This window comes from Spiroplasma endosymbiont of Poecilobothrus nobilitatus, from assembly GCF_964030655.1.
Classification (GTDB): Bacteria; Bacillota_I; Bacilli_A; order Mycoplasmatales; family Mycoplasmataceae; genus Spiroplasma.
This window is the reverse complement of the sequence record NZ_OZ034915.1, coordinates 286,173-310,629: the sequence shown is the minus strand read 5'-3', so window position 1 is coordinate 310,629 and position 24,457 is coordinate 286,173. Positions and strand designations below refer to the sequence as shown.

Here is a 24,457-nt window from a genome sequence, read left to right as displayed (position 1 = left end):
ACTACTTTTATTATACCAATAATTTAAAAAGAGTTATAAAAATTATTTTTTGATTTTGTAGAAAACTCTTGATGAAATAAAAAAAATCATCAATATGATAACTTTAAAAGAAAATTATATAAACTTTTAATATTGTTATTTAACTTTTTTATACGTTAAAATATAATACCGATGATTGTTGGTTTGGCGTTAAACCTTTATGCTGGTATTTTCATTTTCAGAGATTTAAATAATTTTGAATGTTCGCGAAACCTAAGCCATGATAATGAATTAAGGATTCTTTAAGATTTGATTGTAATTTACTAATTTTATTTAACTTCCGATAACTAGCATCAGGATTTGTACTAGTTTTAGTTGCTAATAAAATAGAATTTGTTTGTTTTGCTACTAATAAATATAATGGTTGCATGTCAGAAATAATAATTGAATTTTCTTTGATTAATTGTTTATTAATATTTTCAATAATTCACTGTTTTTGTAATCGTTTTGTGTTGGTTGATTTAACATAAATATTATTATTGCTATCAACAGCCATTTGAACACAACATTTAGTGTTGGTTGAAAATGAATCAAGATGAATTTTTCTTTTATCAAATTTATCTTTAAAATTACCTTTGTGGATTTCTTTAATAAATGTTTCATCGATTTGAATTTGGCCATTTAACGTTTTAAATTTTAATTGGGTGTTTTCTAATTGTTTTGATTTCATTATTTTTCGGCTATTATATCAAGCGGTTTTCGGTGATGTTTTAATAAAGTGGGAAATCATTTTACTAGATTGGCCTAATAATGAAATTTGAATCAATAAATTTCACTGTTCATAATTTAAATGACTTCAATACGTAAAATGATCACGAAAAGCATCAAAACTAGCACGACATTTTTTGCATAAATATTTTTGTTTTCCTTCAGGATTATGACCATTTTTAACACAATAAAAAGATTGACAATTAGGACATTTAATACCTTTATCCCTAAATTTTTGATCAATTTCATTTAAGCGTTTTTGTTTTTTAATTAATTCTGCTTCTTTTTTTACTTTTTCATGAAATTCTAAAAATTGATCATCTGTTAAACTATTTATTAATTCTTCAATTATTTTTTCCATTAATTATTCACCTCTTATATTAAAAATATACCTAATTTTAGGTATATTTTATAAATATCAAGAGTTTTCTACAAAATTAAAGAAATTATTTATAACTCTTTATTACTTTTTTTTGTTAAATGTAATTAAATGGCGGAACAGGAGAGACTCGAACTCTCGCGCCGGTTACCCGACCTAACACCTTAGCAGGGTGCCCTCTTCACCAACTTGAGTACTGTTCCGTGGTGATACCCTATATATTATACAAAAGATATCATTTTAAACAAGAGAAAAAGATTATTTTTTTCAACCTATCCAATTAAAATATTTTTTTCAACATAACTGTATTCTTTTTCGCCACTTCCACGAATTGAAACTAATAATGTTGAAGAAACTCCTAATTGCCCAATAAACATTAATAGAATCAATATTAAAGTACTTAAAATACCAATGTTATATAGTTCGGTAAAATTTAAAGTACTTAATCCTGTTGTCCCAAATGCACTACAAATTGTAAAAAAAGTATTTAAAACATCAAGATGAGGATTTTCAACACTAATACAAATAATAGCAATTGCAATTAAACCTCCCGAAATAACAGTAACTCCTAAAGCTCGTTTTACTGTTTCATTTGGAATTTTCCGTTTAAAAGCATTAACACTATTATTATTCCGAATAATAGACCAAATTGTAATGATAATAACAGCTAAGGTTGTTGTTCGAATTCCCCCCGCAGTAGAAGAAGGCGCTGAACCAATAAACATCATAATTGACATCACTATTCGTGATCCTGGTAAAAAGTTACTCATTTCAACTGTTGAATAACCTGCATTTCTGGTTGACATTGTATTAAAGAAAATATTCATAAAACCATTTCAATTTGATTTTGAATTTCGTAAAATACTTTCCATATGCTGACCAGTTTCAGGGTGAATTATATTAATATTCGTAAATTCAATTAGTCAAACACTAAAAACACCAATAATTGATAAACCAATATAAGTAATTAAATTAATTTTAGTAAATAAGGTAAATTTAACATGTTCTTTTCGTCGTCATGCTACAAATTTTCGTTTTAAATCGTAAAAAGTTGGAAAACCTAAACCACCAATAATAAATTGGAATAAAAACACAAATTGAATAAAATAATTAGTATTATAAGGCATTAATGATGAATTACCAATAATATCAAACCCAGCATTATTTATTGATGAAATTGAGTGGAAAACACCACTTCATAAACTTCGTCAAAAATTATGATAAGTAACATTATCAATCATGAATTTTCCTTCTACTGATAACGGTGAAAAATAAAAATTACAAAATAATAAAATTGCCCCAAAACATTCCAAAATAATTAAAAAAATAAAACTATTTTTAATTAAATCCATTGTATGCCCAAAGTTACTACTTCCTCGTTCACCTTGCACTAGCATTTTATCTTTAATTGAAATTCGGCGCCCTAATCATACAAAAATCATAATTTTAAAAGTGGCAATTCCAAAACCACCTGTTTGAATTAAAATTAAAATTACCAACTGTCCTCAAAAACTATAATCCGCTGCTGGATTACTAATTGTAATCCCAGTATCAGAAAAAGAACTAGCGGCAGTAAATAAACCAATTAAATAATTTCACGCAAAAGTAACTGAAGGGTTTAAAATTTTACCTTTTCCATCAAGAATCATCCGTTCTCCGCCATGAACAAAACCTGGAATTGATAACAGTAGTCCACCTAAAAGAACAATTAAAATATAAACTAAAAATAATCTTCCCGATATTTTTGAGAAGGGTAACCAATGACGATGTCGTGTTAATGGTGCAGTTGGATCATTATTACGTTGTTGTTTATTATCATTTTTTCTTTTAAAAATATTTTTGAAATATAATTGAAAAAAAACCATTTGTGTCCCTCTTTCATTAATATTATTATATACTACAAGTTAGTAATTATTGCTAATAATAAAAAAAATAGTATAATTAAAGATGCAATAAGGGGGGAAGGAATGGCAAGAAGAAAAAGTTTTGCAATTATTGGACTAAATAATTTTGGACGTTCAATAATTGAAACACTAATTGTGCGAAAACAACATATTATGGTCTTTGATATTGACCAAACTAAGGTTAATAATATGATTGCTAGTTATGAACAAGTTGATGGCGTAGCATTAGATGCAACAGTTAAAACAAATCTAATTGAGCAAGGACTAGACGAATACGATACTGTCATTATCACAATCGCAAGTAATATTGAAGCTAGTATTTTAACAATTATTGGATTACAAGACCTTGGGATTACTAATATTATTGCAAAAGTAAAAGATATTCGTCATGCACGAATTCTAAAAGCATTAGGAATTAACAATATTATCCAACCCGATACAATGGCCGGAAGTATTACTGCAACTAAAGCAATGTTTGATATTGAAATTGAAATGCAAACTGTTGATGAAAATTATGCATCATTAATTATTCAAGTGACTGATCCAAATATTGAAGGACAAACATTATCAGAATTACGTTTTATTAATAATAAAGATTATAATATTGTTTATGTTAAACGTAAAGGCCGTGTTATTTTACCCGGAGATGTTGAAACAATTAAATTAGATGATGAATTATTATTTATTGCTAAAATTAGTGCAATTAATGATTTAACAATTAAATTACAAAAAATTGATCAAGAATATGAAAAAGATGGTAATAGAGTGCACCCATTTTAGTAAGTACTAATAAAAAGTATTTACTTTTTTTTTAATTATATCTTTTTCTTTACGATTTTAATATCATGTATTTCATTTTATAACATCTTGTATATATTCTTCATGTGAATTATATATTTTATTATGGATTGTAGCTTTCTTAAGTAATGAATGAAAACTTTGGATGGGTTAAGATAAATTAGACAACAATAATGTAGAGTAAATATTTATAATTAAACTACAATGGAGGTGTAATTATGGCGAAGAATCATTATACTGATTAATTTAAGCAACAAATTGTTGGTCTTTACAAAATGGGTCAAACTCCTGAACAATTAGTCAATGATTATCAAATTGGTAAATCTACTGTTTGGAAATGAGCTCACCATTTTAGCAACTCGGGGGGCTCATTTAAAACTAAAGATAATAGAACGCCAGAAGAAAACAAATTAATTCAATTACGTAAAAAAGTTAAACAATTAGAAATGGAAAATGACATTTTAAAGCAAGCAACACTGATAATCGGCAAAAAATAGTAATCATTAAAAATAACAAAGCAAAATATCCAATTATTAATTTATGTAAAACATTGAAATTTGCTAGATCAACATATTACTATCAATTAAAAGCAAATAATCCCAAGAATACTCAAAACATTGATAATGCTGTTATCAGTATTTTTCTAAAAAGTCGTAAAAATTATGGAACACGCAAAATTAAAGTTATATTAGCTCAGAAAAATATCATGTTATCTCGTGTAAAAATCAGCAACATAATGAAAAAATATAACTTAATTTCAAATTATACAAAAATCAAATACAAACATTAAAATACAAATGATGTTACATATAAATATAACAATTTGTTAAATCAAGATTTTGATAGTTATAAACTACATGAAGTTGTTGTCAGTGATTTAACCTATGTTTTTATTAGTAACAAATGATATTATGTCTGTTTCTTAGTTGATTTATTTAATCGAGAAATTATTGGTTATGATGTTAGTTTACACAAAAATGCCAAATTAGTTGAAAGCAGCTTTAATAAACTTCAATTTTCATTAAGCAATATTAAAATATTTCACACTGATCAAGGCAGTGAATTCAATAATAATCTTATTTATAACCTGTTAGTTAAAAATGGGATTCAAAAATCTTACAGTAAACCAGGTTGTCCTTATGACAATACTGTTGCGGAATCAACATACAAAATTTTTAAAACTGAATTTATTAAAAATAATAAATTTAAAAACGTTGAGCAGTTTAAATTAGAATTATTTGATTACATTAATTGGTACAATAATATTCGAATTCATAGCAAACTAAATTATTTAACACCATTGCAATACAGAAATTATTATTCTACATAAAATTTGTCCAAAAAACCCTTGCCATTCCATCTAAATTTCTTTTGGCAAAAGAAATTTTAGGTCCTTTAGGATTGTTTAATTTTACTTTTTTTATGATTTGTTCATCAAGATTCTACTGTATTTGCATTTATATTATTGGAATGGCAACACTTTTTAGGACACTTTTTATATAGACATTTGTTTTATAAAAGTAACTGGAGATAAATAATTTAAACTGCCATGAATTCTAATATTGTTATATCAATGCACAAAATCAAAAAGTTCGTATTTTAATTGTGTTAAATTTTTAAATTTTTTACCCTTAATAAATTCAGTTTTAAAAATTTTGTAAGTTGTTTCAGCCACAGCATTATCATAAGGGCAGCCTTTATTGCTTAATGATCTTTTAATATTAAAAGTTATTAAAATTTCATCAATGATTTTATTTTTAAACTCATTACCACGATCAGTATGAAATAGAGTTATTTGATTTAATGGTCGTGTTATTTTATGAAAAGCTTGTTGAACCAGTTCGGCTGTTTTATTCGGCCCAGCACTATAACCAATTATTTCACGATTAAACAAGTCAATTAATAAACAAATATAATGTCATTTAGCGCCAACTTGAACATATGTTAAATCACTAACAATAACTTCATTAGGTTTTTTGTTGTTAAATTGACGATTTAAAATATTATTAATTTGGTCATTATTGACTGTTGTTTTATGATTATGATATTTTAATTTGGTGTATTTAGAAACCAAATTATTTTTGATCATAAATAATCTGATTTTTCGCCGCGATAAGATGATATCTTTTCTGTTTAAAATAACTTTAATTTTGCGAGCTCCATAAATTTTGCGACTTTTATTAAAGGCACTGATAATTTCTTGTTCATAATTATTAACTTGCTTGTTAATACATTTATTAGTTTGATAATAATACGTTGATTTTGATAAACCCAAAATCTTACATATTTTTATTACTGAATATTTTGTTTTGTTGTTATTAATTATTGTTATTTTTTGGCCATTATCAGTGCGGCTTGCTTTAAAATGTCATTTTCCATTTTCAAGTCTTTAAGTTCTTTTCGTAAAGTTATTATTTCATTTTCTTCTAGTGTGCGATTGTCTTTTGCTTTAAATGAACCAGAATTATTATAATTTTTAACTCAACTATAAATAGTTGGTTTTGGTAAATTATATTCTTGCCCTAGATTAATAACACTTTTACCATTTTTATATAGCATGACAATTTGTTTTTTAAATTATTCAGAGTATGAAGTTTTATTTCCCATTTTTATATTCCTTCTTTCTTAATAATTTTATCTAATTTTGAAGTCTATATAATTATGGTCCTAATAATTGGAGCCTATTCATATATTGTTTTGCTACTATTCAACAACTTTTTTGTTTAATTTCCTCAATGATTTTTGTTATAAATTCTGATGTATATTTGTTATATTTTTGTCCTTTTTTTGCCACATAAAAATGCACCCCCTATAAAAATTTAACAAAATCTTTTTTTATTTTACTTACTTTTTGGGGTGCAGTCTTTAAAAACCATCTTTTTTCTCCCTTGTTTCGCTGTAATTAATTCAATAACTACTTGTTGGCCAATTTCTGGGGCAACTTGTCCTTTTGTTAATTTCATTAATTCACCCATAAAAAACTTAATTACTCGTTCTGGTCGTTGTTCATATTGTTCTAGCATTGCTATATTAGCATTAAAAACTGGTTCAATAATTTTTTTAATTTCAACTGGGTCACTAATTTGTTTTAATCCTAATTCAGCAACAATTTTAGTTGGAGCACAATCTTCATTTAAAATTCGTTGTAACAATGTTTTAGCTTGTTTATTTGAAATTACATTTTGATTAATTAACATAATCATTTCAACTAAATTTTGTGGTGTTAATGCTGTTTCACTTATTGTTAATCCCTTTTGGTTTAAATAAGCACTAATATCACCAATTAAATAATGAGCAATCATTTCATAATGTGGTGATAACTTAATTGCTGCTTCAAAAAAATTCATTAAGGCATAATCTTGTAAAATAATTTCAATATCAGCTGGTTTTAAATTTAATTTTGATAAATAACGTTTGCGTTTGACAGCTGGTAATTCTGGCATATTTTTAAGAACTTTTGCCATTCAATTTGGATCCAATTTAATTGGAAAAATATTTGGTTCAGAAAAATATTTATAATCAATAGCATCAGTTTTATGACGCATTAAAACCGTTGTTTTTGTTTTTTCATCAAATCGTCGTGTTTCTTGTTCAATTATTTTTCCCATTAATAAAAGCTCACTTTGTCTTTTAATTTCATATTCAATTGCCTTTTCAACATTTGCAATTGAATTAAGATTTTTTAATTCAACCTTATCACCAAATGTTTTCACACCAATTGGACGTAACGAAATGTTAACATCGCATCGTAATGATCCCTCATTCATTTTAGCATCACTAACTTTGGTATAAACTAAAATCTCACGTAAAGTTTCTAAATATTGACGAACTTGAAACGCTGACCGTAATACGGGGCGAGTTACAATTTCAATTAAACCAATTCCAGCACGATTATAATCTAATAACGTTCGGTCTTCTTCATGCAACTGTTTAGCAGTATCTTCTTCAATATGCAGACGTTCAATTTCTACTTTAAAAGGTTTATTATTCTCATCAATAATAGTTAAATATCCATTTTGACCAATTGGATAATATTGCTGCGTAATTTGAAAACCTTTCGCTAAATCAGGGTAATAATAATTTTTACGATCAAATTGAACAATTGGATCAATTGTCAAATTAAGTGCTTGGCAAGCAATTAATGCTAACTCAACCCCCTTTTTATTAACTGTTGGCATTATTCCCAGATAACCAGCATCCATTGGATTAACCATACTATTGGGTTTAGTCCCATAACTCACTGCGCCAGAAGAAAACATTTTTGTCTTTGTTTTTAATTCAACATGATTTTCAATTCCAATTACTACCTCAAAATTAATCATGATTGTTCCCCCTTTCTGGTGCCACTTTATTTTTAATTCCAACAATCTCTTCAATTAATAAACCAGCATTAAAGACCTTTTGGTCAGCAAAAGGAGCAGCATTAACATTTATTCCAATTGGCATTTTATCAACAAAAGCAAGTGGAACAGTTAATGATGGATTACCCATTAAATTACCTAATACTAATAAATCATCAACATAATTTTCTAGTTCTGCCTCTGTTAAAATTTGACACTTAATAGTAGTAATTTTTGGGGCAATCGTTGATGCAGCTGGCAATAATAAAAAGTCATATTTTTCAAAAACAGTAGTCAAAGCATTGACAATTAAACGGCGTACTCGTTTCGCTTTTAAAAATAATAATGTTTGGTTATTTTTTGTTAAAGTGTACGAACCAATAACATAACGACGTTTAACAACATGGCCAAAACCATTAGTTCGTGAATTCATCATTACTTCCTGATAAGTGTCCCCATCAACTCGTGTCCCATAATTAATTCCATCCAGCATTGAATGACTACTTACTGCTTCAGCAAAAGAAATCACCATATAAACTGGCATTAATGCTTTTAGTAAATCTTCTGAAAAATCAATTGCTGTAACACTAATTCCGCGGGATATTAATTCATCATATAAATGATCAAAATGAATTCTAATTTCATCCGGAAGAATCGCATGCGCATTTTTTAAATAAGCAAATTTTTGTTTTTTTATTTTTTCTGATGATAAATTTTTAAAATAACCTTGTTCCTTACTCTTTAATGAGGTTGCATCCTTGTGATCTTCTTGTGCTAAGTAATCAAAAACAATTGCACCGTCTTCAACAGTTCGAGTAAAATATCCAACCGTATCTAATGATGGTGCATAAGGAAAAACACCATACCGTGAAATTAAACCATAAGTTGGTTTAAAACCAACAATACCACAATAACCAGCTGGTTTTCGTACTGAATCACCTGTATCTGTTCCTAATGCAAATGGAACAACACCAGCTGCAACTAAAGCTGCTGAACCAGATGATGAACCACCAGTAATCCGGCTTAAATCTCAAGGGTTTAAAACATCTCCTGTTAAGGCATATAAACCATGCCCACCCATTCCTAACTCATCCAAAGCTGCTTTTCCTAATAAAATACTATTGTTTTCTTTCAAAATATTAGTTACTGTTGATTCATAATTTGGAATAAAATTTTCTAAAATTTTTGAACTCGCCGTTGTCTTAATTCCTTTTTTTGCAAAATTATCTTTTGCAAAATATGGTAAAGCAAATAAATAATTATTTTTAGGAACAACAAGGTGGTCTAATTTAGCTGCCAAAGCTGTGGCTTCTGCTTTTAATTCTGTCACTGTTGCATTTAAAACCTGATATTTGCCTAAATTAGTAAAAGCATCCTTAACTATTTGCGATGGAGTAATTTTTTTAGTAACTAAAAGATGATGTAATTCTTTGATTGAATAAGCTGCCATTCTATTTAACCACCTTATTAATTACAATATAATCATCTATTTTTTTGGGTGCTGCCGCTAAAATTTCAGCTTGCGGAGCAACATCAATCTCATCATCCTCACGCAAATAGTCAACTGTTAAATCAAATGGAAAATGCATTGAATGAACATTAGTTGTATCAATTTTTTGTACTAAATCCATTTGTTTTAAAATAACATCAAATTCTTGACTTAAATTAGTTAGTTCCTCGTCTTGTAAATCTAGCATAATATCATGCGCTAACATTTGTAACACTTCTTTTGTAATTCGTGCCATCTTAGCCCTCCTTATTTAATAATTGTTTAAATTCTTCTTCATTAATAATTTTAACATTTAATTTTTGTGCTTTTACTAATTTATTACCAGCATCAGCCCCCGCCAGTAAATAAGTGGTTTTTACACTAGCACTTTCAGAAATTTGCCCACCATAACTTTCAATTAATTCTTTAAAATATTCTCGTGGTTTTGATAAAACTCCGGTAATCACAAACCGATAATTTTCAAACTTATGTGCTAAATGTTGATTAGTAGCATAATACTCCATTTTAACCCCTTTTTGGCGTAGTAAAGCAAGTTCTTGTTGATTAGCTGGAATTGCAAAATAATCAACAACACTAGCTGCTACAATTGGACCAATATCATTAATAATTGATAATTGTTCAATATTCATGGAAGCTAAATTATCAATTGTTTTAAATTGTCGTGCTAATAATTTTGCTGTTTTTTGACCAACATGTCGAATTCCTAATGCAAACAATAGTCGCTCTAAGAAATTATTTTTTGAATTATTAATTGAAGCAATCATATTTTCAAATGATTTTTCGCCAAAATTTTCTAATTCAATAATTTCCGCTCAGTATTGCTCTAATTGATATAAATCACTAAAACTTTTTAAATATCCTAATTTAAATAATCGTTCAATAATTTTTTCACTAATTCCTTGAATATTCATCGCATTTCGTGAACAATAATGTTCTAATCCACGAGTAATTTTTTTGGGACAAACAGAATTAATACAATACTGGTAAACCTCACCTTCAACACGTTCTAATAAAGAATTACATTCTGGACAATGCGTTGCCTCTTGTCATTTTTTAGCATTTTTTTGGCGACAAGCTACAACATAATTAATCACTTCCGGAATAATATCCCCCGCTTTTTTAACTTGAACATTATCACCAATCCGAATATCACGCTCAGTAATAAAATCAGCATTATGTAATGTTGCTGCTCGCACAATTGTTCCTACAATACGAACTGGCTCAAGAACAGCATTATAAGTAATACGTCCTGTTCTTCCAACAGAAGGAAAAATATTAAGCAATTTTGTAACCACAACTTCTGCTGGAAATTTATAAGCTATTGCTCATTTTGGATTTTTAGCAGTATAACCTATGCGATTATATAAATTTAAGTTATTAACTTTAATCACAATTCCATCAATTTCATAACCTAATTGATGACGTTTTGGTTCATACTCTTGAATATATGCTCACACTGCCGCAATATTTGAACAATAACGATACTCAGGATTTGTTTTAAATTTCAATTGTTCTAATCTTTGTAATGCTTCGTATTGTGATTGAATTCCATCCTGCAAAGCATTAACATAATAATATAAAAATGCATTTAACTTTCGTTTTGCAACAATTGTTGAATCTAATTGTCGTAAAGTTCCTGCTGCTGCATTTCGAGGATTAGCAAATTCAGATTCGCCATTTTTAGCACGTTCCTCATTTATCTTCTTAAATTCTTCAACTGATAAATAAACTTCACCCCGAACAGTTAAAGTTGGTTGATCAATTCGAAGAGGAATTGATTTAATTTGTTTAATATTAACAGTAACATCTTCACCAGTAAGACCATCTCCACGAGTTGCTCCCATCACTAAAAGATGATTATCATAAACTAATGAAATTGATAATCCATCAATTTTTAATTCACAAGTATATTCAATTTCTGACAAACCAGTCAATTCTTTAATTTGTTCATCAAAATGAATTAAATCATCATAATTAAATTCGTTTCCCAAACTTAACATTGGACTTGTATGAATATATTTATTAAATTTTTTGCTAACTTGACCAGAAACACGCTGCGTTGGAGAATCAATTGTAATTAATTCACTATATTGTTGTTCAATTGCAATTAATTCTTGCATTGCTCGATCATATTCTTGATCACTGACACTAGGGTTATCATTCACATAATATTCATAATTTCATTGTTCTAACTGTTCTTTTAACACTAAACTACGTTTTTTTGCTTGTTCAAAAGTCATAATATCCTCCTTTATTTTATTATTTTTAGGTTCTTTTTATGATGTGGGGGAATTGTTGGTTTTTTAAAATGCCATTTTTTAAACGGTTTAATTTTCAATGCATAAACACTAATATTTAAGGAAACTAATAACGCAACAATAAAAACCGTAGCATTGTTTAACAAAGCCTGCTCATTAAAAATTAAAATTAAAAAACGCCCAACTAACGGATTAAAGAAAGTTACTGTTAAAATTGATAGCATATTAATTGGAGTTTTTGCAACAAAATTGGGAATTCGTTCAAAAAGTAATAATCAAATTAAAGCTAAGCCTAAAAATATAAAAGAAATAATTAAGAAGACAATATTTGTTCACGGTTCTCAACGCCCCAATTCTAACTGCACATATAAGGCTGATGCAATTGTTTATAATGTTCAGAAATTTAAGTTATTTTCCCCCATTATTAAAACAATGACTACTGAAATTAGAGTAAAAATAATTGGTACAACAAATAATAATTTTTTTGTCCTAGGTAAATCATTATTTCAATATCATGTACTCGTGAATAATTGCGATATAACAAAAATGATAAAATTATCATTAACAAAAATAATCCTAAAAAAATAAAAATTAGTAAAATGTTTTTTATTTGCGCGTTGTAAAAGATAAAACATAATGTTTAAAATAAGGTAAACTTAACCATATCTTTTAAGAAATTAGTTTTATATTTTAACATACTAATTCATGTTGAAACATAAATAATAAATAACATAATATACGATGCATCTCATTCGAAGGTAATATAACTTGCAAAAATAATGCCAATAATTCAAGGCATATTACGACTGCGATATTCTTCATTTGTGTAAATTGTCATTAAAATAAAAGTGACAAAAAATAAACCAGTTAATATATTCTGTTGATGCCATGAATCATATCCAAAATAATAAATTAATAATTTTGAAGCAGATAAAACAAGGAGTGATAAAGTACCAATTAAAAAACGATTACTTTTTTTATTAGCAAAATTACTCAATAATGTTACAAAAATTGAAGCAAATAGCATTGCATCTAAAATATTTAGTAAATTTCAAATAATATCACTTGGATCAATTCCGGTCATTACAAATCAAACTGAAACATTTGTAAACCAAGATAATGTTGCTAAAGCTTGAGCATTAGCAATCGTAACATTTGGATTTAATTTAAAAATAATATTATTATCAACTGAAGCAAAAAAGTAAAAACTTAAAATATAACTATTAGTAATGTTTAAACCTGAAGGAGCAATAAAATAATTTTTAGCATAGTATAATGCCATAAAAACACCAAATTCAACAAAAAAAATGGCGTGATTTTAATCTCATAAATTAATATTAAATCAATAACGAATAAATAATAACAAAAATAATGAATATAAAATATTAATTGATAATAATGAATAAATGGAATGGCAACACTTTTTAGGACACTTTTTATATATACATTTGTTTTCTAAAAGTAACTGGAGATAAATAATTTAAACTGCCATGAATTCGAATATTGTTATATCAATGCACAAAATCAAAAAGTTCGTATTTTAATTGTGTTAAATTTTTAAATTTTTTACCCTTAATAAATTCAGTTTTAAAAGTTTTGTAAATTGTTTCAGCCACAGCATTATCATAAGGGCAGCCTTTATTGCTTAATGATCTTTTAATATTAAAAGTTATTAAAATTTCATCAATGATTTTATTTTTAAACTCATTACCACGATCAGTATGAAATAGAGTTATTTGATTTAATGGTCGTGTTATTTTATGAAAATCTTGTTGGACCAGTTCGGCTGTTTTATTCGGCCCAGCACTATAACCAATTATTTCACGATTAAACAAGTCAATTAATAAACAAATATAATGTCATTTAGCGCCAACTTGAACATATGTTAAATCAATAACAATAACTTCATTAGGTTTTTTGTTGTTAAATTGACGATTTAAAATATTATTAATTTGGTCATTATTGACTGTTGTTTTATGATTATGATATTTTAATTTGGTGTATTTAGAAACCAAATTATTTTTGATCATAAAGAATCTGATTTTTCGCCGTGATAAGATGATATCTTTTCTGTTTAAAATAACTTTAATTTTGCGAGCCCCATAAATTTTGCGACTTTTATTAAAGGCACTGATAATTTCTTGTTCATAATTATTAACTTGCTTGTTAATACATTTATTAGTTTGATAATAATACGTTGATTTTGATAAACCCAAAATCTTACATATTTTTCTTACTGAATATTTTGTTTTGTTGTTATTAATTATTGTTATTTTTTGGCCATTATCAGTGCGGCTTGCTTTAAAATGTCATTTTCCATTTTCAAGTCTTTAAGTTCTTTTCGTAAAGTTATTATTTCATTTTCTTCTAGTGTGCGATTGTCTTTTGCTTTAAATGAACCAGAATTATTATAATTTTTAACTCAACTATAAATAGTTGGTTTTGGTAAATTATATTATTGCCCTAGATTAATAACACTTTTACCATTTTTATATAGCATGACAATTTGTTTTTTAAATTCTTTAGAGTATGAAGTTTTATTTCCCATTTTTATATTCCTTTTTTCTTAATAATTTTATCTAATTTTGAAGTCTATATAATTATGGTCCTAATAATTGTAGCCTATCCAAAATGTATTAACAAGCAAGTTAATAATTATGAACAATAAATTATCAGTGCCTTTAATAAAAGTCGCAAAATTTATGGGGCTCGCAAAATTAAAGTTATTTTAAACAGAAAAGATATCATCTTATCACGGCGAAAAATCAGATTCTTTATGATCAAAAATAATTTGGTTTCTAAATACACCAAATTAAAATATCATAATCATAAAACAACAGTCAATAATGACCAAATTAATAATATTTTAAATCGTCAATTTAACAACAAAAAACCTAATGAAGTTATTGTTATTGATTTAACATATGTTCAAGTTGGCGCTAAATGACATTATATTTGTTTATTAATTGACTTGTTTAATCGTGAAATAATTAGTTATAGATAGTGCTGGGCCGAATAAAACAGCCGAACTGGTCCAACAAGATTTTCATAAAATAACACGACCATTAAATCAAATAACTCTATTTCATACTGATCGTGGTAATGAGTTTAAAAATAAAATCATTGATGAAATTTTAATAACTTTTAATATTAAAAGATCATTAAGCAATAAAGGCTGCCCTTATGATAATGCTGTGGCTGAAACAACTTACAAAACTTTTAAAACTGAATTTATTAAGGGTAAAAAATTTAAAAATTTAACACAATTAAAATACTAACTTTTTGATTTTGTGCATTGATATAACAATATTCGAATTCATGGCAGTTTAAATTATTTATCTCCAGTTACTTTTAGAAAACAAATGTATATATAAAAAGTGTCCTAAAAAGTGTTGCCATTCCAAAAAGATATAATTAAAAAAATAGTAAATACTTTTTATTAGTACTTACTAAAATGGGTGCACTCTACTATTTTATAAATCACTTATTAGTTTAAAATTATTTCCTATTTAATAACAGCAATAATTTCTCCTTGTTTAACATTTCCTATTTTAACAATATTAATTGTCTTACCGCTCATTGTTTCTGGCGTAAAAACAATTGGCGTATCTAAACTTGGTACATTTTCAGCTTTTAAAACAGCTAAATCAACATTACATAATAAATCTCCTTGTTTAACATTATCATCTTGTTTTACTTGAATATCGAATCCTTTTCCATTTAATGAAACTGTATCCATTCCGATGTGTAATAACATTTCAACACCATTATTACTTTTAATTCCATAAGCATGACCTGTCGGAAAAACGGTAATTAATTTCCCAGCAATTGGAGCAATAAAATTACCAGCACTTGGTTTAATTGCTAAACCCTCACCTAACATTTTTTGTGAAAATACTTCATCTTCAACTTTATCTAAAGCAATAACTTCACAATCTACAGGGGCAATTATTTCAAGTTCTTTTGGTTTTTTACTAAATAATCCCATCTTTTCTTCTCCTTTTTTCATTAAGCAGACAACTTTGTCATCTATCTTTAGTATACTATAAAATTATTAAATTTATGCTTTAATTTTGCTTTAATTTTGTAGAAAACTCTTGATATTTATAAAATATACCTAAAATTAGGTATATTTTTAATATAAGAGGTGAATAATTAATGGAAAAAATAATTGAAGAATTAATAAATAGTTTAACAGATGATCAATTTTTAGAATTTCATGAAAAAGTCAAAAAAGAAGCAGAATTAATTAAAAAACAAAAACGCTTAAATGAAATTGATCAAAAATTTAGGGATAAAGGTATTAAATGTCCTAATTGTCAATCTTTTTATTGTGTTAAAAATGGTCATAATCCTGAAGGAAAACAAAAATATTTATGCAAAAAATGTCGTGCTAGTTTTAATGCTTTTCGTGATCATTTTACGTATTGAAGTCATTTAAATTATGAACAGTGAAATTTATTGATTCAAATTTCATTATTAGGCCAATCTAGTAAAATGATTTCCCACTTTATTAAAACATCACCGAAAACCGCTTGATATAATCGCCAAAAAATAATGAAATCAAAACAATTAGAAAACACCAAATTAAAATTTAAAACGTTAAATGGCCAAATTCAAATCGTTGAAACATTTATTAAAGAAATCCACAAAGGTAATTTTAAAGATAAATTTGATAAAAGAAAAATTCATCTTGATTCATTTTCAACCAACACTAAATGTTGTATTCAAATGGCTGTTGATAGCAATAATAATATTTATGTTAAATCAACCAACACAAAACGATTACAAAAACAGTGAATTATTGAAAATATTAATAAACAATTAATCAAAGAAAATTCAATTATTATTTCTGACATGCAACCATTATATTTATTAGTAGCAAAACAAACAAATTCTATTTTATTAGCAACTAAAACTAGTACAAATCCTGATGCTAGTTATCGGAAGTTAAATAAAATTAGTAAATTACAATCAAATCTTAAAGAATCCTTAATTCATTATCATGGCTTAGGTTTCACGAACATTCAAAATTATTTAAATCTCTGAAAATGAAAATACCAGCATAAAGGTTTAACGCCAAACCAACAATCATCGGTATTATATTTTAACGTATAAAAAAGTTAAATAACAATATTAAAAGTTTATATAATTTTCTTTTAAAGTTATCATATTGATGATTTTTTTTATTTAATCAAGAGTTTTCTACAAAATTAAAAAATTTATGTGCTATTTTTAAAACAATGGAAAACCAACTAGTTGTTTAACTAAGACCAAAACAGAACCAATTAAGCAAAAGAAACATAATAAAAATAAAATTAAATACTTATTTTTTTGAAAAGCAGCCCGAATTGTTGTCTTCTGTTTAACTGCAAAATTATCATTTTTAGCATTATGGCGTGTTTTACACCATTGTCTTCAATATCAAAATCCACTAATAATTAATAATGCCGTAAAAATAACAACAAAAGCAATTAAAACTGGCAATGGAAAGTCAATTATTGCGTGAGTATTTAGATTTATCATTTAAACCACCTATTTTAATAAAAAATAACACTATATAGTGTTATTTTATCAAAAATTTAGGCTTCTAAAGCATTTTTTGTTCTTTTTTCAACTAAAGCTAAAACTTCATCACCTGTTTGACATTCTAATGCTTCTGTTACTAATTGTTCCATTGCCGAAACTTCTAATTTGCTAATAATACGACGAGCATTTAAAATACTTGTGGCAGACATTGAAAAGTAATCTAATTTTATTCCCATTAAAAGCGGAATTGTTTGTTCATCTCCAGCCATTTCACCGCACATTCCAACCCATTTTCCTTCTTTATGGGCACCATCAATAATTGTTTTAATTAAACGTAAAACAGATGGGTTATATGGTTGGTATAAATATGCCACAAATTGGCTCATTCGATCAGCTGCCATTGTATATTGAATTAAATCATTAGTTCCAATTGAAAAGAAATCAGCGTGTTTTGCAAACTGATCAGCTAACATTGCTGCTGCTGGAATTTCCATCATCATTCCAATTTCAATATTATCTGCAACTTTATGTCCTTCTTTAATTAAAATTGCTTTTTCTTCTAAGGTAATTTTTTTTGCAGTTTTAAATTCATCAACTGTCGCAATCATTGGAAACATAATACCAACTTTACCATGCACACTAGCACGTAATAAAGCACGTAATTGTGTTCGAAAAACATCTGTTTTATCTAAACAAAGGCGAATCGCACGATATCCTAAAAATGGGTTCATTTCTTCTGGGAATTTAAAATATGATAATTTTTTATCGCCACCAATATCTAATGTTCGAATAATCACTGGGCGCCATTGCATTTCTTCTAAGACACCTTTATAAGCTTCATATTGCTCATCTTCAGTTGGGAAATGGTCATTATCCATATATAAGAACTCACTTCTAAATAAACCAATTCCTTGACCGCCATTATCCAAAACACCTTGAACATCTTTTGGCGCTCCAATATTTCCTTCTAAAACAAATTTTTGATATCCATCTTTTGAAACTGTTGGTTTATCTTTAAATGCCAACAGTTCCTGTTGCAATTGTAAAAATTTTTCTTTTTCTGTTGTCCAAGTTTTAATCTCCGCCGATGTTGGATTTAAGATAACTTCTCCTGTTGTTCCATTAATCATAACTATTTCATGATGGTTTGCTTGTTTTGTAATATCTTTTAATCCTAAGACAGCTGGAATTTCTAAACTACGAGCCATAATTGCAGCATGACTAGTACGCCCTCCCATGTCACAACTAAATCCTTTAACAAATTTAGGATTTAACTGCGCCGTTTGTGAAGGTGTTAAATCTTCAGCAACAATAATAACTTCTTCATTAATAGTTGCTAAATCTAAGACCGGAACATTTAAAATATACTTAATTAAACGATCAATTACATCCTTAACATCAGCTGCACGCTCTTTAAAATATGGATCATCCATACTTGCAAACATTGTAATAAACTTTTGAGCAACAGTATGAATTGCATATGCTGCATTATTGTTATTACTCTTAACGATATTTTTTGCTTCATCAATCATTGCTGGATCACGCAAAATTTCCTTATGTGCTTCAAAAATTGCTGCTTTTTCCGCTCCTAATTTTTCTAAGGCAATCTTTTGTAGTTTTTCAATATCTGTATTTGCCTTTTGCATTGCTGCTTCTAGTATTTTAATTTCTTTTGCTGAATCAGAAACCGTATTATTCGAAATTTCATATTTTGGTTCTTCTAATTTAAAAAATTTGGCAATTGCAATTCCATTGCTAGCACCTATCCCGCGCATTTTTTTTGACATAATAAAAAATCATCACTTCTCTTTCTACTAAAACTATTTTTATTATATACCGAAAACTGGAAAATTGTTGCATTTTAACTAGACTTTTCTTTAATTTTGTAGAAAACTCTTGATATTTATAAAATATACCTAAAATTAGATAGCATTACAAAAGTTGAGATTTTACAAAAAAATATAAATAAAAACAACTAAACAAATTAAATAAATTTACTAAAAACCTAATATTAAGCATTTTTTTGCATTACTTAATTAATAAGTAAATTTAATTTTGTTTGTTATACTTACAAACCTCAACTTTTTTCTTACTATCTAAAATTAGGTATATTTTTAATATAAGAGGTGAATAATTAATGGAAAAAATAATTGAAGAATTAATAAATAGTTTAACAGATGATCAATTTTTAGAATTTCATGAAAAAGTCAAAAAAGAAGCAGAATTAATTAAAAAACAAAAATGCTTAAATGAAATTGACCAAAAATTTAGGGATAAAGGTATTAAATGTCCTAATTGTCAATCTTTTTATTGTGTTAAAAATGGTCATAATCCTGAAGGAAAACAAAAATATTTATGCAAAAAATGTCGTGCTAGTTTTGATGCTTTTCGTGATCATTTTACGTATTGAAGTCATTTAAATTATGAACAGTGAAATTTATTGATTCAAATTTCATTATTAGGCCAATCTAGTAAAATGATTTCCCACTTTATTAAAACATCACCGAAAACCGCTTGATATAATCGCCAAAAAATAATGAAATCAAAACAATTAGAAAACACCCAATTAAAATTTAAAACGTTAAATGGCCAAATTCAAATCGATGAAACATTTATTAAAGAAATCCGCAAAGGTAATTTTAAAGATAAATTTGATAAAAGAAAAATTCATCTTGATTCATTTTCAACCAACACTAAATGTTGTATTCAAATGGCTGTTGATAGCAATAATAATATTTATGTTAAATCAACCAACACAAAACGATTACAAAAACAGTGAATTATTGAAAATATTAATAAACAATTAATCAAAGAAAATTCAATTATTATTTCTGACATGCAACCATTATATTTATTAGTATCAAAACAAACAAATTCTATTTTATTAGCAACTAAAACTATTACAAATCCTGATGATAGTTATCGGAAGTTAAATAAAATTAGTAAATTACAATCAAATCTTAAAGAATCCTTAATTCATTATCATGGCTTAGGTTTCACGAACATTCAAAATTATTTAAATCTCTGAAAATGAAAATACCAGCATAAAGGTTTAACGCCAAACCAACAATCATCGGTATTATATTTTAACGTATAAAAAAGTTAAATAACAATATTAAAAGTTTATATAATTTTCTTTTAAAGTTATCATATTGATGATTTTTTTTATTTCATCAAGAGTTTTCTACAAAATTAAAAAGACTTTTTGTTATAAGACATTATTTTCTGTAAAAAAACAATAAATTTAAGTAACTATTTTATTTTTTTATTTTATAAAATTAAAAAAACTGGATAGGTTCCAATTATTAGGACCATAATTATATAGACTTCAAAATTAGATAAAATTATTAAGAAAGAAGGAATATAAAAATGGGAAATAAAACTTCATACTCTGAAGAATTTAAAAAACAAATTGTCATGCTATATAAAAATGGTAAAAGTGTTATTAATCTAGGGCAAGAATATAATTTACCAAAACCAACTATTTATAGTTGAGTTAAAAATTATAATAATTCTGGTTCATTTAAAGCAAAAGACAATCGCACACTAGAAGAAAATGAAATAATAACTTTACGAAAAGAACTTAAAGACTTGAAAATGGAAAATGACATTTTAAAGCAAGCCGCACTGATAATGGCCAAAAAATAACAATAATTAATAACAACAAAACAAAATATTCAGTAAGAAAAATATGTAAGATTTTGGGTTTATCAAAATCAACGTATTATTATCAAACTAATAAATGTATTAACAAGCAAGTTAATAATTATGAACAAGAAATTATCAGTGCTTTTAATAAAAGTCGCAAAATTTATGGGGCTCGCAAAATTAAAGTTATTTTAAACAGAAAAGATATCATCTTATCGCGGCGAAAAATCAGATTCTTTATGATCAAAAATAATTTTGTTTCTAAATACACCAAATTAAAATATCATAATCATAAAACAACAGTCAATAATGACCAAATTAATAATATTTTAAATCGTCAATTTAACAACAAAAAAACCTAATGAAGTTATTGTTAGTGATTTAACATATGTTCAAGTTGGCGCTAAATGACATTATATTTGTTTATTAATTGACTTGTTTAATCGTGAAATAATTGGTTATAGTGCTGGGCCGAATAAAACATCCGAACTGGTTCAACAAGCTTTTCATAAAATAACACGACCATTAAATCAAATAACTCTATTTCATACTGATCGTGGTAATGAGTTTAAAAATAAAATCATTGATGAAATTTTAATAACTTTTAATATTAAAAGATCATTAAGCAATAAAGGCTGCCCTTATGATAATGCTGTGGCTGAAACAACTTACAAAACTTTTAAAACTGAATTTATTAAGGGTAAAAAATTTAAAAATTTAACACAATTAAAATACGAACTTTTTGATTTTGTGCATTGATATAACAATATTCGAATTCATGGCAGTTTAAATTATTTATCTCCAGTTACTTTTAGAAAACAAATGTCTATATAAAAAGTGTCCTAAAAAGTGTTGCCATTCCAAGATTTAGTATTAGTACATTGTACTGGTGCGGTAATTTTAGTTTTTAATGGTAATAATACACCAGCAGGCATAATATCTTTTGTATATGGTTTATAGTTATATGGAACTGGTGGTAATACATATTTAGGATAATTAAAGGTTGGTAATTCATAATCATGTGGTAATAAGAAACTTGTTTTATAATTAGTTGTCATATCGCGTAAATAATTATTTAATGTACTTTTTGTTTTACCACGAAAGCTTCATACTGATAAGCGTAAATAATCTTCTTCATTATTAGTATATGGGTTATCAGCATAAAAGATAATTTCAAAATTACCTTTATATAGTGCTTGGATTGAAAACATATCAATAATATAAATACAATTTGTCCCATCTGGTGTTTGTAATAATTCACAATCATTATCTTTTTCACTATTACTAACTGGTGTTTGAGCATCAAGTGCTTTGGTTTGTTCATTAATTAAATAAACTCGGTTAGTTTTTTGATTTAATTGTTTTAAATTATAAGTTGAATAAACTAATTCACTTGTTTGTTTACCATCTTTAGTTAAAACAGTACCTTTTAATTTATCAGTTAATAAAGTAGTAAAACCCAAACTATTAGCATTTGCCCCAAAAATAGCACCAACTTTATCATTACCTTGTTCTCTAAATATTTCAAATGGTAAATAACCTTTACCTTTTGAGTTTTCAGACCAAAAAGCATCATTATAAAAACTATAAATATTAGCACTCATAAAACCATTAAGTCATTGAAAATTAGGTCAAGTTTTTTCATCTTGATTAATTACTCAACCTCATGGAATACCAAATGAAATAAAGTTTAAGAATTTACCAACTCCACCCGGAATAGTAAAAGGATTAAAAACTAGTTTTTGTGTATAGTTTAAAGGTAATACTGTAATTTGACGATTAATAAAATTATTCATATTTAAAATATCTCAAACATTACATACCCACATTTTATTATATTCAATTTGAATAGATCCAACCGTATTGCCAAATTCATCTTTTCTTCTAAAATAAGATGATGCTTGGGTACTAATGATATTATCAACTGTACCACCATTTACTTTTATTTTGCTTGGTGGTGTTATTTTTCAATCTTTAGACCAATAAAATTTAGAATCTTTATCTTCTTTATGAATATTTCTACCAACAGTAGAATTAGTTGCTGATGTAGTAGAAGGGTCAGTTATAACAATACCTTCACTATTTTTTTGCTTTCAAAAATCATATCTACTTTCCATATCTGTTTTTCAATCTTTATAACCAGTTATCATAGTTGGTTGAATCCCTTGAATGTTATATCAACTTACTTCGGGTGAAGCACAAGTGTTTATTTTATCAGGGGGAGCAGGAAACATGTTATACATTAATAAATCGCGTGAATTCATTACTTTTTTATTAAATTGACCTTTAATAATTGGCCGCCCAATAACTGGAATATCAAAAAAGATCGGATTACCATAAAATTTAACTGCCATTGCTCTAACACCCTGGTCTTTTAATAAAATATCATCTAATTCAATAATTGCCGTATTTGTCTTTTCATCATAAGTTATCTTAGGAAAACAATAGCATTCCCCTGGTGCTTATGTTTGAATAAACTGTCTAACAGATAAACCACTATTACTAATTTTGTCATTAATACTTGAAAAAGTAATTTCTTGTCATAAAAAACTACCATCTCATGGCGAATAATAATTAATAACATTTGATGGATATAATCATTGTCTATCTTGGGGTGCAGTATTTATATTACCACCACCAATATTTAAACCACGATCATTAAATACAGTATAAAAATTATAATAATCATTAATATTTAATTTATTTACATCTTCATCTAAAATTAATAAAGTATATTGTCTTTTGGTTGATTGCTGTGTAAATACTTGTTCAAATTTGGCTTCACCAAATTGAATTGAACTTCTATCATCAATCATATAAGCATCTCAATGTTTACCAACTTTAACTTCTTTTGTATAAAAGTTATCCGCTTTATTACCGTTATTAATAAAATAACTTAATTTATATTGGTTTAAGTATTCTAACATTTTATTAATATCATAAATATTTTCACCATCAATTAATTTTCAATAAACATTGCTATTTTCATCTTTTAATTTCATCGCAAAAGGCGTTTCATTATTTGCTCAGATTGTTGAATTAACTGGTTGTTTATTAAAATCATCAATTTTTAATAATTTTATTTCTTCACCTTTATATTTTTGAACTATTTTTAAACTATTTTGCCATTGAGCAATAGTACTTTCCATGTTATCAAATATTCTTGAATAACTACCATAATCACTTGGTTTAGCATTATTAGGTTTTCAACCTGTTTCAGTATCAGGAATATATGAACTATAAACATTAAAAGGAAATACCATTCAATGTCTGTTATCTTTTATGTTTTCTCTGATATCTATTAAAGTATCGTGGGCTTGTCTTCTTAATTCTTCTATAACTCC

At 26.7% G+C, this 24,457-nt stretch carries 23 protein-coding genes, 1 tRNA gene and 3 pseudogenes; 11 read left to right on the top strand and 16 right to left on the bottom strand.

Annotated elements, in window-relative coordinates; genetic code table 4:
* Positions 1–148: 148 nt before the first annotated feature.
* The 3 genes from AAHM76_RS01780 to AAHM76_RS01770 all read right to left on the bottom strand — a co-directional run bounded on the left by AAHM76_RS01780 (position 149) and on the right by AAHM76_RS01770 (position 2,991).
* Complete coding sequence (locus tag AAHM76_RS01780; RefSeq protein WP_342256410.1) at positions 149–1,108, bottom strand: IS1/IS1595 family N-terminal zinc-binding domain-containing protein; 960 nt, start codon at positions 1,106–1,108, stop codon at positions 149–151.
* 130 nt (positions 1,109–1,238) lie between these two features.
* Positions 1,239–1,329: transfer RNA gene (locus AAHM76_RS01775), tRNA-Ser, on the bottom strand.
* 69 nt (positions 1,330–1,398) lie between these two features.
* Positions 1,399–2,991: a TrkH family potassium uptake protein gene (locus AAHM76_RS01770; protein WP_342256409.1), complete on the bottom strand. Its 1,593-nt coding sequence runs from the start codon at positions 2,989–2,991 to the stop codon at positions 1,399–1,401.
* Between the two features lie 102 nt (positions 2,992–3,093).
* Between AAHM76_RS01770 and AAHM76_RS01765 the strand changes: the two genes are divergently transcribed.
* From AAHM76_RS01765 to AAHM76_RS01750, 4 genes are all read left to right on the top strand, one after another.
* Positions 3,094–3,810, top strand: coding sequence for a TrkA family potassium uptake protein (locus AAHM76_RS01765; RefSeq protein WP_342256408.1), 717 nt, complete (start codon positions 3,094–3,096; stop codon positions 3,808–3,810).
* A 293-nt stretch (positions 3,811–4,103) separates the two neighbouring features.
* Positions 4,104–4,325: a hypothetical protein gene (locus AAHM76_RS01760; RefSeq protein ID WP_342256407.1), complete on the top strand. Its 222-nt coding sequence runs from the start codon at positions 4,104–4,106 to the stop codon at positions 4,323–4,325.
* A gap of 53 nt (positions 4,326–4,378) precedes the next feature.
* Entirely contained in the window at positions 4,379–4,618 is a 240-nt protein-coding gene (locus AAHM76_RS01755; RefSeq protein WP_342256406.1) for an IS3 family transposase, read from the top strand.
* 33 nt (positions 4,619–4,651) lie between these two features.
* The gene (locus tag AAHM76_RS01750) at positions 4,652–5,158 is read left to right on the top strand and encodes an IS3 family transposase (RefSeq protein WP_342256405.1); all 507 of its coding nucleotides are present in this window, start codon (positions 4,652–4,654) and stop codon (positions 5,156–5,158) included.
* 165 nt (positions 5,159–5,323) lie between these two features.
* Here the strand turns inward: AAHM76_RS01750 and AAHM76_RS01745 are convergent.
* From AAHM76_RS01745 to ligA, 6 genes are all read right to left on the bottom strand, one after another.
* A protein-coding gene (locus AAHM76_RS01745) for an IS3 family transposase (protein WP_342256404.1) occupies positions 5,324–6,387 on the bottom strand; the annotation gives its coding sequence in 2 pieces (ribosomal slippage) (positions 5,324–6,192 and positions 6,192–6,387; 1,065 coding nt in all).
* Positions 6,388–6,487: 100 nt separating this feature from the next.
* Positions 6,488–6,622, bottom strand: coding sequence for a hypothetical protein (locus AAHM76_RS01740; RefSeq protein WP_342256403.1), 135 nt, complete (start codon positions 6,620–6,622; stop codon positions 6,488–6,490).
* Positions 6,623–6,668: 46 nt separating this feature from the next.
* Positions 6,669–8,150: an Asp-tRNA(Asn)/Glu-tRNA(Gln) amidotransferase subunit GatB gene (gene gatB / locus AAHM76_RS01735; protein ID WP_342256402.1), complete on the bottom strand. Its 1,482-nt coding sequence runs from the start codon at positions 8,148–8,150 to the stop codon at positions 6,669–6,671.
* Complete coding sequence (locus AAHM76_RS01730) at positions 8,143–9,618, bottom strand: amidase family protein (RefSeq protein ID WP_342256401.1); 1,476 nt, start codon at positions 9,616–9,618, stop codon at positions 8,143–8,145. Before AAHM76_RS01730 ends, gatB begins: the two co-directional genes overlap by 8 nt.
* 1 nt (position 9,619) lies before the next feature.
* On the bottom strand, positions 9,620–9,913 hold the full coding sequence (gatC, locus tag AAHM76_RS01725) for an Asp-tRNA(Asn)/Glu-tRNA(Gln) amidotransferase subunit GatC (protein ID WP_342256400.1): 294 nt from the start codon (positions 9,911–9,913) through the stop codon (positions 9,620–9,622).
* A 1-nt stretch (position 9,914) separates the two neighbouring features.
* The gene (gene ligA / locus AAHM76_RS01720; RefSeq protein ID WP_342256399.1) at positions 9,915–11,918 is read right to left on the bottom strand and encodes an NAD-dependent DNA ligase LigA; all 2,004 of its coding nucleotides are present in this window, start codon (positions 11,916–11,918) and stop codon (positions 9,915–9,917) included.
* A 153-nt stretch (positions 11,919–12,071) separates the two neighbouring features.
* On the opposite strand from ligA, the gene AAHM76_RS01715 reads away from it, so the two are divergent.
* Positions 12,072–12,524: a hypothetical protein gene (locus AAHM76_RS01715; protein ID WP_342256398.1), complete on the top strand. Its 453-nt coding sequence runs from the start codon at positions 12,072–12,074 to the stop codon at positions 12,522–12,524.
* Between the two features lie 52 nt (positions 12,525–12,576).
* On the opposite strand, the gene AAHM76_RS01710 is transcribed toward AAHM76_RS01715, so the two are convergent.
* Both AAHM76_RS01710 and AAHM76_RS01705 read right to left on the bottom strand, forming a co-directional pair.
* The gene (locus AAHM76_RS01710) at positions 12,577–13,218 is read right to left on the bottom strand and encodes a hypothetical protein (RefSeq protein ID WP_342256397.1); all 642 of its coding nucleotides are present in this window, start codon (positions 13,216–13,218) and stop codon (positions 12,577–12,579) included.
* Between the two features lie 154 nt (positions 13,219–13,372).
* Positions 13,373–14,484: pseudogene (locus AAHM76_RS01705) on the bottom strand (IS3 family transposase).
* Positions 14,485–14,604: 120 nt separating this feature from the next.
* Between AAHM76_RS01705 and AAHM76_RS08330 the strand changes: the two are divergent.
* The 3 genes and pseudogenes from AAHM76_RS08330 to AAHM76_RS08325 all read left to right on the top strand — a co-directional run.
* Positions 14,605–14,688 (top strand): annotated as a pseudogene (locus tag AAHM76_RS08330) (hypothetical protein); the annotation flags it as partial.
* A gap of 24 nt (positions 14,689–14,712) precedes the next feature.
* Complete coding sequence (locus tag AAHM76_RS01700) at positions 14,713–14,940, top strand: hypothetical protein (protein WP_342256396.1); 228 nt, start codon at positions 14,713–14,715, stop codon at positions 14,938–14,940.
* A gap of 286 nt (positions 14,941–15,226) precedes the next feature.
* Positions 15,227–15,310, top strand: a complete 84-nt coding sequence (locus AAHM76_RS08325; protein WP_425289447.1) for an IS3 family transposase — start codon at positions 15,227–15,229, stop codon at positions 15,308–15,310.
* A gap of 131 nt (positions 15,311–15,441) precedes the next feature.
* On the opposite strand, the gene AAHM76_RS01695 is transcribed toward AAHM76_RS08325, so the two are convergent.
* Positions 15,442–15,924, bottom strand: coding sequence for a PTS sugar transporter subunit IIA (locus AAHM76_RS01695; RefSeq protein ID WP_425289446.1), 483 nt, complete (start codon positions 15,922–15,924; stop codon positions 15,442–15,444).
* A 170-nt stretch (positions 15,925–16,094) separates the two neighbouring features.
* Between AAHM76_RS01695 and AAHM76_RS01690 the strand changes: the two genes are divergently transcribed.
* Positions 16,095–17,054: an IS1/IS1595 family N-terminal zinc-binding domain-containing protein gene (locus AAHM76_RS01690; protein WP_342256394.1), complete on the top strand. Its 960-nt coding sequence runs from the start codon at positions 16,095–16,097 to the stop codon at positions 17,052–17,054.
* Between the two features lie 117 nt (positions 17,055–17,171).
* Here AAHM76_RS01690 and AAHM76_RS01685 read toward each other — a convergent pair whose 3' ends face one another.
* Both AAHM76_RS01685 and ptsP read right to left on the bottom strand, forming a co-directional pair.
* A complete protein-coding gene (locus AAHM76_RS01685) occupies positions 17,172–17,462 on the bottom strand; it encodes a hypothetical protein (protein ID WP_342256393.1) in 291 nt (96 codons plus the stop codon).
* Positions 17,463–17,518: 56 nt separating this feature from the next.
* The gene (gene ptsP, locus AAHM76_RS01680; RefSeq protein ID WP_342256392.1) at positions 17,519–19,252 is read right to left on the bottom strand and encodes a phosphoenolpyruvate--protein phosphotransferase; all 1,734 of its coding nucleotides are present in this window, start codon (positions 19,250–19,252) and stop codon (positions 17,519–17,521) included.
* A gap of 350 nt (positions 19,253–19,602) precedes the next feature.
* Between ptsP and AAHM76_RS01675 the strand changes: the two genes are divergently transcribed.
* Positions 19,603–20,562 (top strand): IS1/IS1595 family N-terminal zinc-binding domain-containing protein, encoded by a 960-nt coding sequence (locus tag AAHM76_RS01675; protein ID WP_342256391.1) that lies wholly within the window; start codon positions 19,603–19,605, stop codon positions 20,560–20,562.
* Between the two features lie 272 nt (positions 20,563–20,834).
* Positions 20,835–21,947: pseudogene (locus AAHM76_RS01670) on the top strand (IS3 family transposase).
* Positions 21,948–21,955: 8 nt separating this feature from the next.
* Here the strand turns inward: AAHM76_RS01670 and AAHM76_RS01665 are convergent.
* Positions 21,956–23,467: a hypothetical protein gene (locus AAHM76_RS01665; protein ID WP_342256390.1), complete on the bottom strand. Its 1,512-nt coding sequence runs from the start codon at positions 23,465–23,467 to the stop codon at positions 21,956–21,958.
* Between the two features lie 108 nt (positions 23,468–23,575).
* Positions 23,576–24,376, bottom strand: a complete 801-nt coding sequence (locus tag AAHM76_RS01660; RefSeq protein WP_342256389.1) for a hypothetical protein — start codon at positions 24,374–24,376, stop codon at positions 23,576–23,578.
* Positions 24,377–24,457 lie beyond the last annotated feature (81 nt).